Source organism: Lysobacter helvus (assembly GCF_018406645.1).
In the GTDB taxonomy this organism is placed as follows: Bacteria; Pseudomonadota; Gammaproteobacteria; order Xanthomonadales; family Xanthomonadaceae; genus Noviluteimonas; species Noviluteimonas caseinilytica.
This window is the reverse complement of record NZ_AP024546.1, coordinates 1,540,059-1,555,969: the sequence shown is the minus strand read 5'-3', so window position 1 is coordinate 1,555,969 and position 15,911 is coordinate 1,540,059. Positions and strand designations below refer to the sequence as shown.

Annotated in this window: 10 protein-coding genes; 2 read left to right on the top strand and 8 right to left on the bottom strand. The window is 62.5% G+C overall.

Translation table 11 applies throughout. The features are described 5' to 3' along the window. Window positions 1–25: 25 nt before the first annotated feature. From LYSHEL_RS07545 to aceE, 4 genes are read right to left on the bottom strand one after another with little or no spacing between them, the layout of a single operon-like run. Window positions 26–1,231, bottom strand: a complete 1,206-nt coding sequence (locus tag LYSHEL_RS07545) for a phosphorylase family protein (protein ID WP_213437257.1) — start codon at window positions 1,229–1,231, stop codon at window positions 26–28. Beyond that, window positions 1,228–1,701, bottom strand: a complete 474-nt coding sequence (locus LYSHEL_RS07540; protein ID WP_213437255.1) for a hypothetical protein — start codon at window positions 1,699–1,701, stop codon at window positions 1,228–1,230. Before LYSHEL_RS07540 ends, LYSHEL_RS07545 begins: the two co-directional genes overlap by 4 nt. Beyond that, window positions 1,682–5,176 (bottom strand): hypothetical protein, encoded by a 3,495-nt coding sequence (locus LYSHEL_RS07535; RefSeq protein WP_213437253.1) that lies wholly within the window; start codon window positions 5,174–5,176, stop codon window positions 1,682–1,684. Before LYSHEL_RS07535 ends, LYSHEL_RS07540 begins: the two co-directional genes overlap by 20 nt. A gap of 30 nt (window positions 5,177–5,206) precedes the next feature. Next, the gene (gene aceE / locus LYSHEL_RS07530; protein WP_213437251.1) at window positions 5,207–7,894 is read right to left on the bottom strand and encodes a pyruvate dehydrogenase (acetyl-transferring), homodimeric type; all 2,688 of its coding nucleotides are present in this window, start codon (window positions 7,892–7,894) and stop codon (window positions 5,207–5,209) included. A 137-nt stretch (window positions 7,895–8,031) separates the two neighbouring features. Between aceE and LYSHEL_RS07525 the strand changes: the two genes are divergently transcribed. After that, on the top strand, window positions 8,032–9,039 hold the full coding sequence (locus LYSHEL_RS07525) for a glycosyltransferase (RefSeq protein WP_213437249.1): 1,008 nt from the start codon (window positions 8,032–8,034) through the stop codon (window positions 9,037–9,039). Here LYSHEL_RS07525 and LYSHEL_RS07520 read toward each other — a convergent pair. Continuing rightward, the gene (locus LYSHEL_RS07520) at window positions 9,010–10,695 is read right to left on the bottom strand and encodes a glycosyltransferase family 2 protein (protein ID WP_213437247.1); all 1,686 of its coding nucleotides are present in this window, start codon (window positions 10,693–10,695) and stop codon (window positions 9,010–9,012) included. The genes LYSHEL_RS07525 and LYSHEL_RS07520 overlap by 30 nt on opposite strands. 21 nt (window positions 10,696–10,716) lie before the next feature. Continuing rightward, window positions 10,717–11,241, bottom strand: a complete 525-nt coding sequence (locus LYSHEL_RS07515; RefSeq protein ID WP_213437245.1) for a hypothetical protein — start codon at window positions 11,239–11,241, stop codon at window positions 10,717–10,719. A gap of 279 nt (window positions 11,242–11,520) precedes the next feature. On the opposite strand from LYSHEL_RS07515, the gene LYSHEL_RS07510 reads away from it, so the two are divergent. Then, complete coding sequence (locus LYSHEL_RS07510) at window positions 11,521–12,588, top strand: glycosyltransferase (protein WP_213437243.1); 1,068 nt, start codon at window positions 11,521–11,523, stop codon at window positions 12,586–12,588. On the opposite strand, the gene LYSHEL_RS07505 is transcribed toward LYSHEL_RS07510, so the two are convergent. Both LYSHEL_RS07505 and LYSHEL_RS07500 read right to left on the bottom strand, forming a co-directional pair. After that, on the bottom strand, window positions 12,589–13,566 hold the full coding sequence (locus LYSHEL_RS07505) for a glycosyltransferase (protein ID WP_213437241.1): 978 nt from the start codon (window positions 13,564–13,566) through the stop codon (window positions 12,589–12,591). It abuts the gene before it with no gap. Then, window positions 13,566–15,878: an NADP-dependent malic enzyme gene (locus LYSHEL_RS07500; RefSeq protein ID WP_213437239.1), complete on the bottom strand. Its 2,313-nt coding sequence runs from the start codon at window positions 15,876–15,878 to the stop codon at window positions 13,566–13,568. Before LYSHEL_RS07500 ends, LYSHEL_RS07505 begins: the two co-directional genes overlap by 1 nt. Window positions 15,879–15,911 lie beyond the last annotated feature (33 nt).

The window sequence follows — 15,911 nt, the reverse complement described above, 5'->3', positions numbered from 1 at the left end:
AAACCAAGCCGGGTCCCGGCCCCAACTACAGCGGCAACTTGCCAATCAGGTGCGAAAAAAACATTGCGCTCGTGTAGGCCGCATATTTCTGCCAGTCGTCAGACTTGCTTGCATCTGCGTAGTCGCAAACTGATTTCAGAACGATTGCGCCGCATTTACAGGATTCCGCTGCCGCCATCACGGCATAAGCTTCCATCTCAATTCCAAGAACATCTCTGTTCTGATCAACGATTCCCTCCACGAGCCCTTCGTGCGCAAGAACGCTCGCCCCCGTTGCCATCGGGCCAGCGTGCACCGAGAACTCACCTGCGGGCATTGCTGCCGTCCAGCCTGCTCGGATCTTCTGCCGAACTTCCAGCTCCTCACCAACATCCCGCGCAATCTCGAGCAACGTTGGGTCGAGAGTGCTTTGAAGTGCCCCTGTCTTGAAGACAACAGATCCGGACTCATCCTGCGTGTGCTTGCCACTTCCCCAATCCCATGTCGAGCTCGCGACAATTACATCACCAAGATTGGTCTTCCCAGGAATTCCTGCGCAAATACCAAGCATCACCAGATATTTCGGTTTTAGCTTAGTTGCGACTTTTGCCGCTACTGCCGCGGAAGCCGACATCCCCTTTCGACTTGCAGCTACAGCGACGACTTTAATGGACCTGCCGTCAGTGGTCGCAACCCCAAAGTGATACGTAGATGGATCGCCCGGGAATCTTTTACGTTGCCACCCATAGTCAAGGGCAAGCACCTCGCTGAGCTCGGGAGTTCTCATTGCGGTAATCACCGCAACGTCAACGTCTGTTGATCCCTCTGACTTCACGTGCCTATACACGAGCCGCGCCCTGGCCGCGAGGAAGGGCCGCCAGATCTCTGACGCTGGATGAACCTCGCAGAGCTCAACTCCTCGCGCATTTGCCTCTGCACGAGATTCTTCCAACTTATCTTCCTTCGCAGTAATAAACAAAATACTGCGTGGGATGTAAATCTGATCATCGATGCTGATCAGGTCATAGAAATCAAAGCCGGCCATCGGCGACGGGCCAGTATCCAGCGCATCTGGCAAGCTCACATCGATCAACACCAGGTCAAACCGTTCGGATTGCAGGAGTCTGCGAGCAGAGGCGGCGTCCGTCCGGCTCTCAATGTGTATTGGAAGGCCCAACTTATTGAGCTCCGTCGAGATGGCAACGACTTTTTCGTGCTCGTCATCGACCACCAATACTCGCAAAGTCGTCATCGTTTGATCTTCCCAATCATCGACCGAAGCGTTGATCTCCAGCCTTCCTTTGCTTGGCTGTATTGCACGAGTCCAACAAAGGTCTTGGAGAAGTCCCTTTGAAGTTGTTTTGCCAAGTCCCCGACCGACATGCGGCCAGCACCTTCGCCAAGAATGTCAAACATGGTGATCACAATCGTTGGCACGGTGATCGCCCTCAACTTCATCTGCGCTAATAGATCTCGGCCCGCAAAATGTTCAGGTGCACCGCCCTCCGGTTCATCTTCGGCCGCGTCAAAAGTCGGCATTGTCATGTCCAACAACATTACGTCGAACGAAGACGACTCCTTACTGGAAATCTGCATCAGTTGAGAGAGTGCCGCATCGAACGACTTAGCAACGATCACCTCTTGCGCCAAGCGCTCCTTAAAAAGGAAATCCTCAAGGCGCCGCGCCTTCTCTGGGTCGTCCTCAACTAACAGGATTCTCATCAGCGTAGTCCTCTAGCTCGAACGCAAAGAAAACTTCAAATCCAGCCCCGGAGAAACCGAAGTCAAGCTCAGGCCTTCTATAGAAAGGCGAATTGATCGTCCGCCACAATTTGTGCATACCGCTTCCCCCTTCGGCCTGAGCTTTGCTTCGGGAGTCCGCCTCACCAAGTACAGCTTTGATTTTCGCGAGCCTTGCAATGTCATTAGGCGCGGGCAGGTCAGCTGCCACATTGTTCGAAACTCGCGCGGCAAATGATGGTCCTTGCAGGCGAATTTCAACTCGAATATTGAGCTCTTCAGGTACTAGCCCAGAATGCGCGAGTGCGTTGCTTAGCAGCCCATAGAAGGCATCAACCATTCCATCAAGCGTTCTTCCCGGCATCACCTGGCCAAAGGATTCACACTGAACGTCGACGTCGGGAACGCCGGCATGCTCGGGTAGAGTCTTCTTCGTGATGTTCGAAGCCACTTCAACGGCGAACGATGGAAAATAGTCCTCTCGGTAGTAAACCGTGCTTCGCTTGAACCACCCGGATACCTCGTGCAACTTCAATTGCGAGGCGGTGTTCGCCCGAAGTATGGCGTTCCTGAGTTCCAGAACCCCCTGAACCTGAGGAACTCCATCCAACGAATGAGAAAGGCGATCGAATGCGTCAGCGAATTGATCCTTGACGGAACTCTCAAGCGTTTGCTGCACGCGAAGGAGGTTCTGATCTGTCTTGGCCCACAGAGTGTCGATGCACACGTCAATGAAGTCATCGATGTTGTCAAGCTGTCTAAGCTGATGCCTTAGAAACATTCGCTCGGTATTTGAAGATCGATAGACCAACAACGCCTCGCTCTTTTCCCCGCGCGCGGTTCCGTGCATAACGCGCACTTGGACGAGGTCGTTTCTTATATGCCCGATGATGCTGTCATATGTACGTGTGAATTGGTCCAGCGCGCCCAGGACAGCCTCGCGCTCAGTCGCATTCAGTCCGTCAAGTTTGTCCTCCCAGTAGCTATTGGGGTAATAGCCCTCTCCGGACTCTTTCTTTGTTGAGACTAAGTGCTCATCTGCGACGGGCTTTCGGAGTGCATTGCTGAGTCTTCCGTGCCGAACGCGCGTACTCAAGTATGCGTTCAGTCCGTGATCTCCCTTCACGAACTCATTGGTGATATCGGTGTAAAGCGAATCAAACTGAGCGTCGACTTCAGCGTTAGATTCGTCACTCATGATGTGAATCGAGGAGAGGAGATCTCCAACCGAGCGCTTCGAACTGAGACTAATTTCTTCTAGTGACTCGCCGAGGTCGGCGATAAATCGATCTGCCGGAGAAGGGCTCGGTCGCTCGAGTGAGCGAAACCGCGCATAGGCGCCACCCAAGCGTGCCCTCAGCGTAGTCTTGATTGCCTCAATATCCACGTACACCTTGGATTGCTCGACGAGGGTTGTCCCCTTTGCAATTTCCTGGCGCTTTACCCGATCCTTGATTTCACCGTTGTAGTCCGCCGCATTCTCGGCATCAATTGACGCCAAGTATCGACAGACTTGGATTCTTGCTTCCTCGATCTGAGCAGAGCTTCTGTAGATCGTGGTCTGTCTCATTACTTCCGGCAGCCATACATGGCGCAGATACGCAATCTCCCGATCCTTTCCGATCGGAGGTTGCAACTCGGAGAGGTCCGAAGCAATTTTGATCGAGTTGTCTTCTTGGAAGTTCTCAAACGCAAATCGCAGGTGCGAGAGCTTCGCGCCCGGATACAAGGTGTTGTGTATTCCGAACAGAATTGGAAGGTCGATTGATTGCGGCCACGTAGACGGTTCTTCGAGCCTGTCAACGAGCTTTCCGACCGGTATGACGGAGGGAACAGAGTCGTTCGCCAAGTACGCATCAACCGCCGCCTTGGTGGCTCGCTCCAGATCGCCAAGTTGCTCTGCCGCTAGCGCTTGTAGCGACGATACCCGAGACTGAATTTCTCTGGACTTGATCGCGACCTGCATCAACGCCGATTCGGCAGAGGTGGCGTCATTTGCCGCCAACGAATGTCTTGCTAAATACGTGAGGCGGCGGTTTGGACTCAATCCGCCTTCCGACGCGACCCCCAACAGGAGAGCGTCCATCGCATTCCCAGTCCACCCATACAGCTCCTTAAATTCGTTTCTGAGTGCGTCGCTTGATTTTCCCCTGGCTCCGATTCGTGCGAGAGGGGAAGGGCGAACATCCATTAGGAAAACGCGCCTCAAGCTTGGAACCGTTACAGTCGCCGTCTCTTCGCGCAGACAGTCCACGGCAATTTGCCTTACCTGCAAGGCCCAGTCGTGGGAATAAAACTGCAGGGACATGGCGATAATGTCCGCAGCACTCGCATATGCCTTCTCGCTGAGCTTGAAGACTTCTATCAGGCTCGCTTTTGCGCGGTCGAGTATCGGATACCCGAGTTCTGTGGAAGTCCCAGCCCTCACATCCGACTTCGCCAGCACCGCCAGCGCAATCATGTCCAACGGATCGGAATTGAGATGACGAACTGCAGCTTCAGAAACGGCCGAATAGTCCGACTTAAAAAACAGCTCTAGAACGCGTGCTCGGCTTTCCGAGCTAACGCTGCTGGCGACAACAACTCCCACAGCGCGAAGCAAGGGAACAATGCGCTGATCGCGTGTCCGCTTATAGAGAACATCCAGGGATTGACGAAGCGCAAATCCTGCCAGCTCAACGAACGAGTCGATCGCACACAGCCACACCAGAGATTTCAGCAACGTCTCATAGTGATCAATGACGCTCGAGTTTGCCTCGAAATTTAAGGTTGGCGCGATTGCGTCATATTCCGGGCTCGGAAGGTCCAGAATCTTGGTGATTAGGTATTTGTCGACGTCGTGGCCACCGACGGGATCTAACAGTCTTGAGAGTTCATCTCTGACCTTGACGGACTCGCCCTTTGCCTTGACCCTGGCCGCGGCGAAATGAAAGATCACTTGAGCGAGAGAGCGCGCCTCGAGCTCATCGTAGATTTGCGCCTCCATCGAGCGGAGTTGTTCAGTCCCCTCTAGGTCCGCAACCAATATCCGATTTTCAAGTAACCACTGGGAGTATCCGAAGTCCTGCTGGATACTTGAGAGCGATGCTTGTGCCGATTCAAAGTCGGAACTTACGACTTGATGCTCGAACTGCAGCCTATTGGCAACGAACCGACTGAGGTCCGCGCCGTAGAATGCGCAACGGTTTATAGCCCAAATTACCTCGGAAACAGTTGAGGTCGCGGGAGCCCGGACTTTTGTTGAAAATATCTGAGCCGGACCAGATGGAAATGCTGGCCCATGGATCGATTCCAAAACTTGGCGCGATCCAAATATCGACTGGAAATTTCTAACTTGCTCTGCCGGCGAGTGAAAGCGCTTGAAATTGTGGACTGCCAGTACGCGACGATCCGGTCCGCTTCTTGCCTCCGCAATGAGCTGATGTACTGAAACCTTCCCCGACGTCCTTTTCGCCATCTCTTGCCCCTGATCCGTTGCTCGAGCCCGTCACGCGTTTACGGGATTTCCTCTATTCACGTCCAACTTATAGAGGTTAATTGCCCGAGCCACATCCTTCCCCGCCATCTTGCCTTCTTGTGCAAGCGCAGCAATCGCAGCGTGGGCGATGTAATACCGGTCGACCTCAAAGTGCCTACGCAAATTGGCACGCGTATCGGACCGGCCGAATCCATCCGTGCCCAGGACCGTGTAATGCCCCGGCACAAACGCACGGATCTGATCCGCAAACGCTCGCACGTAATCCGTCGCAGCAATCGCGGGACCTTGGCGCCCCTGCAGTAGCGAGGTGACATACGGTGTCCGAGAATTTTTCTCGGGGTTCAATCGATTCCACCGCTCGGCATCGAACCCATCCCGACGCAATTCATTGAAGCTCGGGCAACTCCAGATATCACTCGTCACCCCGAAGTCCTTATCCAGCAACTCCGCCGCCGCAATCGCTTCGCGCAAGATCGTGCCGCTGCCCAACAACTGCACCCGCAACTCGCCCTTCTTCGGCTTGCCGGCGTCCTTCAGCAGATACATCCCCTTGATGATCCCTTCAGCGGCTCCCTCGGGCATTTCCGGGTGCGCGTAGTTTTCATTCATCAGGGTGAGATAGAAGTACTCGTCGCGCTGCTCTTCCAGCATGCGCTGCATGCCGTACTGCAGGATCACGGCGACTTCGTAGCCGAACGTGGGGTCGTAGCTGCGGCAATTCGGCACGGCGCCCGCGAGCAAATGCGAGTGGCCATCTTCGTGCTGCAGGCCTTCGCCGTTGAGCGTGGTGCGCCCCGCGGTGGCGCCCAGCAGGAAGCCGCGCGCGCGCATGTCCGCGGCCTGCCACGCGCTGTCGCCGATGCGCTGGAAGCCGAACATCGAGTAGTAGATGTAGAACGGCAGCATCGGCAGATCGTTGGTGCTGTAGCTCGTCGCGGCGGCCATCCAGCTGGAGAACGCGCCGGCTTCCGTGATGCCTTCTTCCAGCACCTGGCCGGCGGAGTCTTCGCGGTAGTACATCAACTGGTCGCGGTCGACGGGCTTGTACTTCTGCCCGTGCGGGGCGTAGATGCCCAGCTGGCGGAACATGCCTTCCATGCCGAAGGTGCGCGCTTCGTCTGCCACGATCGGCACGCAACGCGGGCCCACCTGCTTGTCGCGCAGGATGATCGCCAGGCTCTGCACGAACGCCATCGTGGTGCTGATCTCGCGCTCGCCGCTGCTCTTCAGCAGGCGGTCGAACACTTCCAGCTTCGGAGCAATGAGCGTTTCGGTGCTCTTGCGGCGGCGCTGCGGGAGGTAACCGTGCAGCGCCTTGCGGCGTTCGCGCAGGTATTCCACTTCCGGGCTGTTCGCGCCGGGGTGGAAGAACGGGACGGCGCTGTCCTTCAGCTGTGCGTCGGTGACCGGGATGTTGAAGCGGTCGCGGAAGATGCGGACTTCTTCGTCGTCGAGCTTCTTGGTCTGGTGCGTGGGGTTGAGCGCTTCACCCGCCGCGCCCATGCCGTAGCCCTTCACGGTCTTGGCGAGGATGACGGTGGGCATGCCCGTGGTCTTCATCGCAGCGTCGTAGGCGGCGTACACCTTGTGCGGGTCGTGGCCGCCGCGGTTGAGGCGCCAGATGTCGTCGTCGGAGAGGTTGGCCACCATCGCCGCCGTCTCCGGGTACTTGCCGAAGAAATGTTCGCGCGTGTACGCGCCGCCGAAGGCCTTGCAGTTCTGGTACTCGCCGTCGACGGTTTCCATCATCAGCTTCTTCAGCACGCCATGCGTGTCGCGCGCCAGGAGCGGATCCCAGTAGCTGCCCCAGATCAGCTTGATGACGTTCCAGCCGGCGCCGCGGAAGCTGCCTTCCAGTTCCTGGATGATCTTGCCGTTGCCGCGCACCGGGCCGTCCAGGCGCTGCAGGTTGCAGTTGATGACGAACACCAGGTTGTCGAGGCCTTCACGGCCGGCGACGGAGATCGCGCCCAGCGATTCGGGTTCGTCCGTTTCGCCATCGCCCAGGAAGCACCACACCTTGCGGTCGCTCTTGGGCATCAGGCCGCGGCCTTCCAGGTACTTCCAGTAACGCGCCTGGTAGATGGCGGCCAGCGGGCCGAGGCCCATCGACACGGTGGGCGTCTGCCAGTAATCGGGCATCAGCCACGGATGCGGATAGCTGCTGATGCCGCGGCCGTCCACTTCCATGCGGAAGTTGTCGAGCTGCGATTCGGTGATGCGGCCTTCCAGGAACGAACGCGCGTAGATGCCCGGCGAGCTGTGGCCCTGGATGTAGAGCAAGTCACCCGGATGGTCTTCGCTCGGCGCGCGCCAGAAATGGTTGAAGCCCACGTCGTACAACGTGGCGGCCGACGCGAAGGAGGCGATGTGGCCGCCCAGGTCGCCGGGCTTGCGGTTGGCGCGCACGACCATCGCGAGCGCGTTCCAGCGGATGATCGAACGGATGCGCCATTCCATCGCGGCATCGCCCGGGCTCTTGGCCTCGAGCTGCGGCGGGATGGTGTTGATGTATTCGGTGGTGGGCGCGAAGGGCAGGTGCGCGCCGGCGCGGCGCGTCATCTCCACCATGTGGTCCAGCAACTGGTGGGCGCGCTCGGCGCCTTCGTGGTCGATGACCGCCTTGAGCGACTCGACCCATTCGCGGGTCTCGGTGGGGTCGGGGTCGTTCTGCAGCAGGTCGTTCAGCCAGTTCATCGCGTGGGGGCTCCGCCCGGGGCGTGTCGCGCCTCGGTGCTTGGGGGTCGTAAATAGAGCCGGGATTCTAGCAAGCGGGTCCGGGGTGGGCCGCGACGCTTTCCTTCGAAACTAACGGCCGAGCTAGGATGCGGCCGATGGAACCCTTCGACGCCACCGCCGACGCGTCACTGCCCCGGATTTCCGTGGCCTTGTGCACGTACGACGGCGAGCGCCACCTGGCCCAGCTGCTCGACTCGGTGCTGGCGCAGACCGGGGTGGTGCTGGAGGTGGTGGCGCTGGATGACGCGTCGAGCGACGGCACGGTCGCCCTCCTCCAGGACTACGCGGCGCGCGATCCGCGGGTGCGCGTGGTGGTGAACGCGGAGAACCTCGGGCACCTGCGCAGTTTCGAAAAATGCATGGGGCTGTGCGAGTACGAGCTCATCGCGCCGTGCGACCAGGACGATGTGTGGGCGCCGGGCAAGCTGGCGCGGCTCGCGCGCGCGATCGCGATCGCGGACATGGCGTACTGCGATTCGGCGTACATCGATGAAGACGGACGGCCGCTGGGTCGGCGCGTGTCGGACGATCTGCGCGTGATGCATTCGGGGCACGATCCGCTGCGCTTCGCCTTCCAGAACACGGCCAGCGGGCACGCGATGCTGGTGCGCCGCGAGGTGTTCGAACGTGCGCGGCCGTTCCCGGCGCAGCTGTACCACGACTGGTGGCTGGCGTTGATCGCGGCGAGCGGGCGCGGCGTGGCGTATGTCGATGAAGCGCTGGTGCAGTTCCGCCGGCATGCGGACGCGGCGTCGCCGATGGGCAAGGCGCACAAGGGCGACGGGGCGCATCGCAAGGTGAAGCGGTTCCGTTCGCGCAATCGCAAGTGGGTGGAGCAGCGGTTGTATGTGTTCGATGCGCTGGCGCAGCGCGACGAGCCGGTGCAGGAACGCGCGCTCGCCTGGCACCTCGCGTTGCGCGAAGCGATGTCCGGCCGGATGTTGGCGTTGTGGCGGGTGACGTGGCGCACGCGCGCGTCGGTGCCGCCCTGGAGCGGGCCGCGCTGGCTGGCGGCGATCCGCTGTTACCTGCGCTGCGTGCGCAAGGTGTTGGGCGCGCGGCGCGAGAAAGGCTCAGCCGCCATCGGCGGTGTACGGCACTGACCAGCTGACGCGGGGCGGATCGGCGTAGGCCACGCGGTGGTGGTGCCAGCGCAGGTTGGGGTTGCCGGCGTCGGGGGCATCGGGGGCGTCGGACTTGGGTTTCTGGCCGGGATGCGTGCAGGTGACGCTGGGCACCCAGCGGTTGCGGCGCGTGCCGGTGGCCATGCGTAACGTCGTATCGACGATGGCGGTGTCGAAATCATCGCCACCCGACGTGAAGCCGCCGACGCTTTCGAACACGCGCCGCTGGAAGACGACGCACCCGCGGCCCAGGGCTTCGACATCCTGCGAGAGCGCGGCACGCCCGAAGTAACCGCCGGAGCGCGCGCGTCCGCCCTCCCCCCACGGCACCAGGCCGCCGTCGCTGCCGACCATCGCGGTGCCCACGACGTACTTCCCCGACACCACGCGCGGGCCCGCAGCGGCCACGCCGGGTTGCACCGCGTGCGCGATGAGCGGGTGCAGCGCGTTCCAGCTTTCGGGGAGGCAATCGGAATCGAGGAGCACGATCACGTCGGCGCGCAGCGATGCGATCAACGCATTGCATGCGCGCGGACGCACGCCGCCATGGGCGCGGTGCCAGCCGATGTGGGGCCAGCCGTGCGCGCGGGCGCGGGTGGAGATCACGTGGAGGTCGGCGGCGCCGGCGATGCGGCGCAATGCGCGGCGCAAGGTCCAGCGCCCGCCGACATCCAGCAGCACCATCGCGATCGACGGCCAGGGCATCGGCAGGTGGTACAGCACGTGGTAACTGCCATCGCGCAGGAACGCATCACCGCGCGCGTGCGTGCGGTTGAGGTGGTCCTGCAGCGCGCGCACGCCGGCATCCGGCGCGTACGGTTTGGCGGCGACATCGCTTGCGGTGCTTTGCGCATGCACGCGCCAGTGATAGAGCACGTGCGGGATGTGGACGATGCGCGCTGGCGTGCTGCGTTCGGTGCAGCGCAACGCGAGGTCGTAATCCTGCGAGCCTTCGAAGCCTGCGCGGAAGCCGCCGACTTCACGCACGAGCTGCGTGCGGTACACGCCCAGGTGCGAGATGTAGTTCTGGCCGCGCAGCAGTTCCGCGTTCCAGTTGCGCTTGAAATACGGGCCATGGCGGCGGCCGCGCGCGTCGATCTTGTCTTCGTCGGAATACAGCACGTCGGCGTCGGGCGTGCGCAGGATGGCTTCGGCGACGCAGAGCAGGGCGTGTTCGGGCAGGACGTCGTCGTGGTCCAGCAGCGCGATGTACGGTCCGGTCGCGAGGGCGAGCGCGGCATTCGACGACGCGCAGATGTGGCCGTTGCGCGCGCGCCAGTGCACGCGGATGCGCGCGTCCTGCGTCGCCGCTTGCGCGAGGATGTCGCGCACGCGCGGATCGGTAGACGCATCGTCCGCGATGCACAGTTCCCAGTTGACGTAGAGCTGCGCGCGCACCGAGTCGATGGCTTCCGCGAGCCACGCGGGGTTCGGGTCGAACACCGGCATCAGGATCGAAATGCGCGGCCCGTGCGTGATGCGCCGTGCGCGCTGCAGCAATCCCACGCGCGCGGCCTCGGTGATGGTGTCGTGCTTGCGCACCCATTGCGCGTATTCGGCATCGGTGCCCGCCGAGCGTTGGCCGCGGCGGGCATCGATGCGCGCGCGGTTCCACTCGCGCAATCGTTGGAGCATTCGGGTGTGGCCTTGCGGCCCTCAGAGGATCACGAAACCCAAGATGCCGATGGTGCGTTTGCCCTCGCAATTGGTATCGAGGGTATCGAAGTGGTTCTGCATCCTGCCGCCGTCATCGAAGCACCGGAACAACGGGGCAGTCCCCGCGACATGCACGGTGCTGATGTAGCCGATGAAGTGCGGGTTGTCGGCGGCGAAGCCTTCGCAACCCGGGTCGGTGGAGGTGAAGCGGTCCTCTGCAGTGTTCGAGGAGTAGTACTTGTAGACACGACCGCAGCTGTAGAGCGGGCGCGAATTCGGGAACGGGCCGTGCGCCACCTTGCCGAGTGGGCCTTCGTTGACGAAGTCGTAGTAGTGCGGCCCCGGCCCGGTGCGATGGTCGAGGGGTTCCTTGTGCCTGGCCCAACGGCGCAGCTCGAACACCTGGTTGCCGGTCGGCAACGCATACGTCCCCGGCACCGGGTCTTCGGCCGCCCGCACCGGCGCAGCGTTCGTGAGGGAAAAGGCCAGTGCCGCGATCGCGGCGAGGATGGTCAGTCGGGTCATGCGAATCCTTTCGGGGCGGCCCAGTGCCGCCCGTGCACGCTAGGAATCCCGCGCTGGACGCGATAGCCGCGCTGTCCCGATCAGGCGTGGAATTTTCCAGCAAGGCGCGTGCCAACCTCTTTGGTGCCGAAATTAAATTTCCGGCATTTCCTGAACGGCGGTCACGTCCGCTGCACCAGTGGGCACCGACAGTGAGAAACGTCCGCTAGCATTTAGCGAACTTTCGCCATTGACGGCAGGTTTCGCATGCAGCTTGGAAGCGCCTCGTTTGCGCCTGGGGTGTCGGTCCCCCCGCCGCGTGCGTCCATCGCGACGCCCGTGGTGGTGTTGCCGCGCGTCTCCGTCGCCTTGTGCGTCTACAACGGCGAACATTTCCTGCGCGAACAGCTCGACTCATTGCTGGCGCAGGAAGACGTCGATCTCGAAGTGGTGGCCGTCGACGATTGTTCGACCGACGGCTCGCTCGCGTTGCTGCGCGAGTACGCAGCGCGCGATGCACGCATTCGCGTGGTCGCGAACGAGCGCAACCTCGGGCACCTCGACAGCTTCGCCAAATGCATGGGCCTGTGTTCGCACGCGCTCATCGCGCCGTGCGACCAGGACGACGTGTGGCATCCGCGCAAGCTCGCCACGCTGGCGGCCGCGATCGGCGATGCGGACATGGCGTATTGCAACTCCGCTTACATCGATGGCGCGGGCGTGCCGATGGGGCGCAGCATCTCCGACGACCTGAAGACGATGCATTCGGGCCGCGACCCGTTCAAATACCTGTTCCAGAACACCGTGTCGGGGCATGCGCTGCTGGTGCGGCGCGAAGTATTCGACGAAGCGCTGCCCTTCCCCGAGTTGCTGTACCACGACTGGTGGATGGCGATCCGCGCGGCGGCGGGCAAGGGCGTGGTGTACGTCGACGAACCGCTCGTGCAGTTCCGCCGGCACGTGAGCGCGTTTTCGCCGTTGGGCAAGAAGAAGCTGCAGACGCGCAAGGAACGCAAGGCCGAGCGCAAGCAGAAGGCCGCCGAGTCCAAGGTGGTCAACAAGGTCGACTACTGGCCGGGCTCGCCGGACCGGAAGTGGACGGAAGAGCGCTTGTACCTGTTCCATGCCCTGGGTGCGACCGACTGGCGCGGCAGTGCACAGGCGCGTGCGTGGGAACGTGCGCTGCTTGCGTCGATCGATGGCGAGTACAAGGGGTTGTTCCGCGTCGCGTGGCACGAGCGTCGTTCGCTGCCGCCGTTCAAGGGCATGGCGTGGTTCAACGCGCTGCAGTTCTACAAGCGCGCGCGACGCAAGTTGCGGCGGGCGATGCACCAGGAGCCCGTGCCGGGCAGGCTCTTCCGCGCGTAACTAGCCCGTCCTGCCGAACACGCTGCGCGGCAACACCAGCTTGAACGCACGCTCCAGGCTCTTGCGACGCAGGCCCGGATGCTTCAGTCCGCGCCACAACGGTTCGAGCCATTCGCGGCGCGGCTTGTCGAGCACGGCTTCGCGCATGTCGGCTTCGATCGCGTACATGTCGGCGAGGTGCGCGCCCATGCGGCGCTTGTCTTCCGGAAGATCCGGGCGTGCGGCCAGGCACTTGCGCTGGTCCGCGGCGATCTCGCGATACATCGCCAGCACGCGCCGGTTGCGGCGTTCGTACGCGGCGTAATCCTTCCCGCTGCGATCGAACACCCAGTCGCCCAGGTTGCTGTCGTGCCGGCGATAGCCCAGCAGCGGTGCCTGCACGCAGAAGCAGCGGCCCGCGAGCACGGCGCGCAACGTCAGCATGTTGTCTTCGACGCGGCCTTCGAGCGGCGGGAAGTCGGTGAGCAGCGTGCGCCGGATCGCCATCGACGCCCCCAGCACCGCCGCGAGCTTCCCGCGACGCAACAGCCAGCGCTGGTCGATTTCGTACGGCGTGCCGCGTGCGTTGGGATCGATGACGTTGTTGGTCGCATCGATGTCGTCGACCTGCGAGCCGACGATCTGCGCGTCCGGGTGTTGCGCGAATTCCTGCAGCAACCGCTCGGTGCGGCGTGCGTACGCCACGTCGTCGCCGCCGATGCAGACGAGGATGTCGCCGGTGGCGAGCGACGCAAGCTCGGTGAGATGCGGGCACAGGCCGAGGTTGCGCGGCGTCTGCCGCACCGTGACGCGATGCGGGCCGGTATAGCCTTCGACGGCCTTCTGCGCTTCGACGAACGTGTTGTCCGGCGAACAGTCGTCGCTGACGATAATCTCGCACGGCACCGTCTGCGCCAGCGCCGATCGCACGGCGTCGCCGATCATCGACTCCATCTTGTAGGCGATGACCAGGACGGTGGCGGTGGGCGTTGCTCCCATCACTCGCTCAGCTGCTGCTCCATCTCGCGCACGCCCGACTGCTTCAGGCCTGCGCGGATCTGCGCTTCCACCGCCACGATCGCGGTCATGTTCACCACGCGGCGCGGCGTGCTGGCCGGCGTGAGCACGTGCGCGGGCTGGTCCACGCCCATCAGGATCGGGCCGATCGCCACGCCGTCCGTCATCATCCGCACCATGTTGTAGGTGATGCTGGCGGCGTCGAGGTTCGGCATCACGTAGAGGTTGGCGCGGCCCTTCAACGTGGTGTTGGGCATGATGCGCAGGCGCAGGTCTTCGTCCCACGCGGTGTCGGCCATCATTTCGCCGTCCACTTCCAGGCGCGGCACGCGGGCCTTCAGGATCTCGCGCACCTGGCGCATCTTGCGCGCGCTGGCGTCGTCGTGGCTGCCGAAGTTGGAATGCGACAGCAGGGCTACCTTCGGCTCGATGCCGAACAGCTTCAGGCGATACGTGGCCTGCAGCGTGCTCTCGGCGATCTGCTCGGCGGTGGGGTCCAGCTGCACGTGTGTATCGAGGAAGAACCACACGCCCTGCTCGTTGATCACGCCCGTCATCGCCGACGTGCTGGTCACGCCGGGATCCAGGCCGAACACGCTGCGGATGTACCCGAGCTTCTTGTGGAAGCGGCCGACAAGGCCGCTGATCATCGCGTCGGCTTCGCCGCGTTCCACCATCAGCGCGGCGATCAGCGTGGGGCGCGAACGCAGCAGGTTCTTCGCCGCCGCCGGCGTGACGCCGCGACGTTCGGTCAGCGCGTGGTACTGCTGCCAGTACTCGTTGAAGCGCGGATCGTCGTTGATATTGGTCAGTTCGAAATCCACGCCCGGGCGCATGCGCAGCCCGAGGCGCTTGATGCGCGTGTCGATGACGTCCGGGCGGCCGATCAGGATCGGCGAGGCCAGGCCTTCGTCGATCACCGTCTGCACGGCGCGCAGCACGGTCTCTTCTTCGCCTTCGGCGTACACCACGCGCTTCACGTCGGCGCGCGCGCGGTCGTACACCGGCTTCATCACCAGGCCGGTGCGATAGATGAACTGGCCGAGCTTTTCTTCGTACGCGGCGAAGTCCGCGATCGGGCGCGTCGCCATGCCCGATTCCATCGCGGCCTTCGCGACCGCGGGCGCCAGCATCACCAGCAAGCGCGGATCGAACGGACGCGGGATCAGGTATTCCGGGCCGAACGACGGAATCTCGCCGCCGTACGCCGCCGCAAGATCCGAGGCTTCACGGCGCGCGAGCGCAGCAATCGCGCGCACGCAGGCCAGCTTCATCGCTTCGTTGATTTCCGTCGCGCCCACGTCGAGCGCACCGCGGAAGATGTAGGGGAAGCACAACGCGTTGTTGACCTGGTTCGGATAGTCCGAGCGGCCCGTCGCGATGATGCAATCCGGCCGCACGCGCCTGGCGTCTTCCGGCAGGATCTCGGGATTGGGGTTGGCGAGGGCGAGGATGATCGGGCGATCGGCCATCGTCGCCACCATCTCGGGCTTGAGCACGCCGCCGGCGGACAGGCCCAGGAAGATGTCGGCGCCGTTGCAGATGTCGGCCAGCGTGCGCTTGTCGGTGTCGCGCGCGTAGCGCAGCTTGTCCGGGTCCATGTGGCCGCGGCCGGTGTACAGCACGCCTTCGCGGTCGAACGCCAGGATGTTTTCCGGCTTCATCCCCAGCGCCACCAGCATGTCGAGGCACGCGATGCCCGCCGCGCCCGCGCCGGACGTCGCCAGCTTCACGTCTTCGATCTTCTTGCCGACGATTTCCAGCGCGTTGTACACGGCGGCGCCGACGATGATCGCGGTGCCGTGCTGGTCGTCGTGGAAGACCGGGATGTTCATCCGCTCGCGCAGCTTGCGCTCGACGATGAAGCACTCCGGCGCCTTGATGTCTTCCAGGTTGATGCCGCCGAAGGTGGGTTCGAGCGAGGCGATGATCTCGACCAGCTTGTCGGGGTCGCGCTCGTCGATCTCGATGTCGAACACGTCGATGCCCGCGAACTTCTGGAACAGCACGCCCTTGCCTTCCATCACCGGCTTGCCCGCCAGCGGGCCGATGTCGCCCAGGCCGAGCACGGCGGTGCCGTTGGTGATCACGGCGACGAGGTTGCCGCGCGCGGTCATTTCGCTGGCGGCGTTCGGGTCGGCGACGATCGCTTCGCACGCGTAGGCCACGCCCGGCGAATAGGCCAGCGACAGGTCGCGCTGGGTCACCATCGGCTTGGTGGGGACGACCTTGATCTTGCCGCGCGGTTCGACGCGGTGGTAATCGAGCGCGGATTGCTTGAGGTCGTCGGTCATCGTGGGCGGTATCGCGGGCGGGGCCGTCGATTC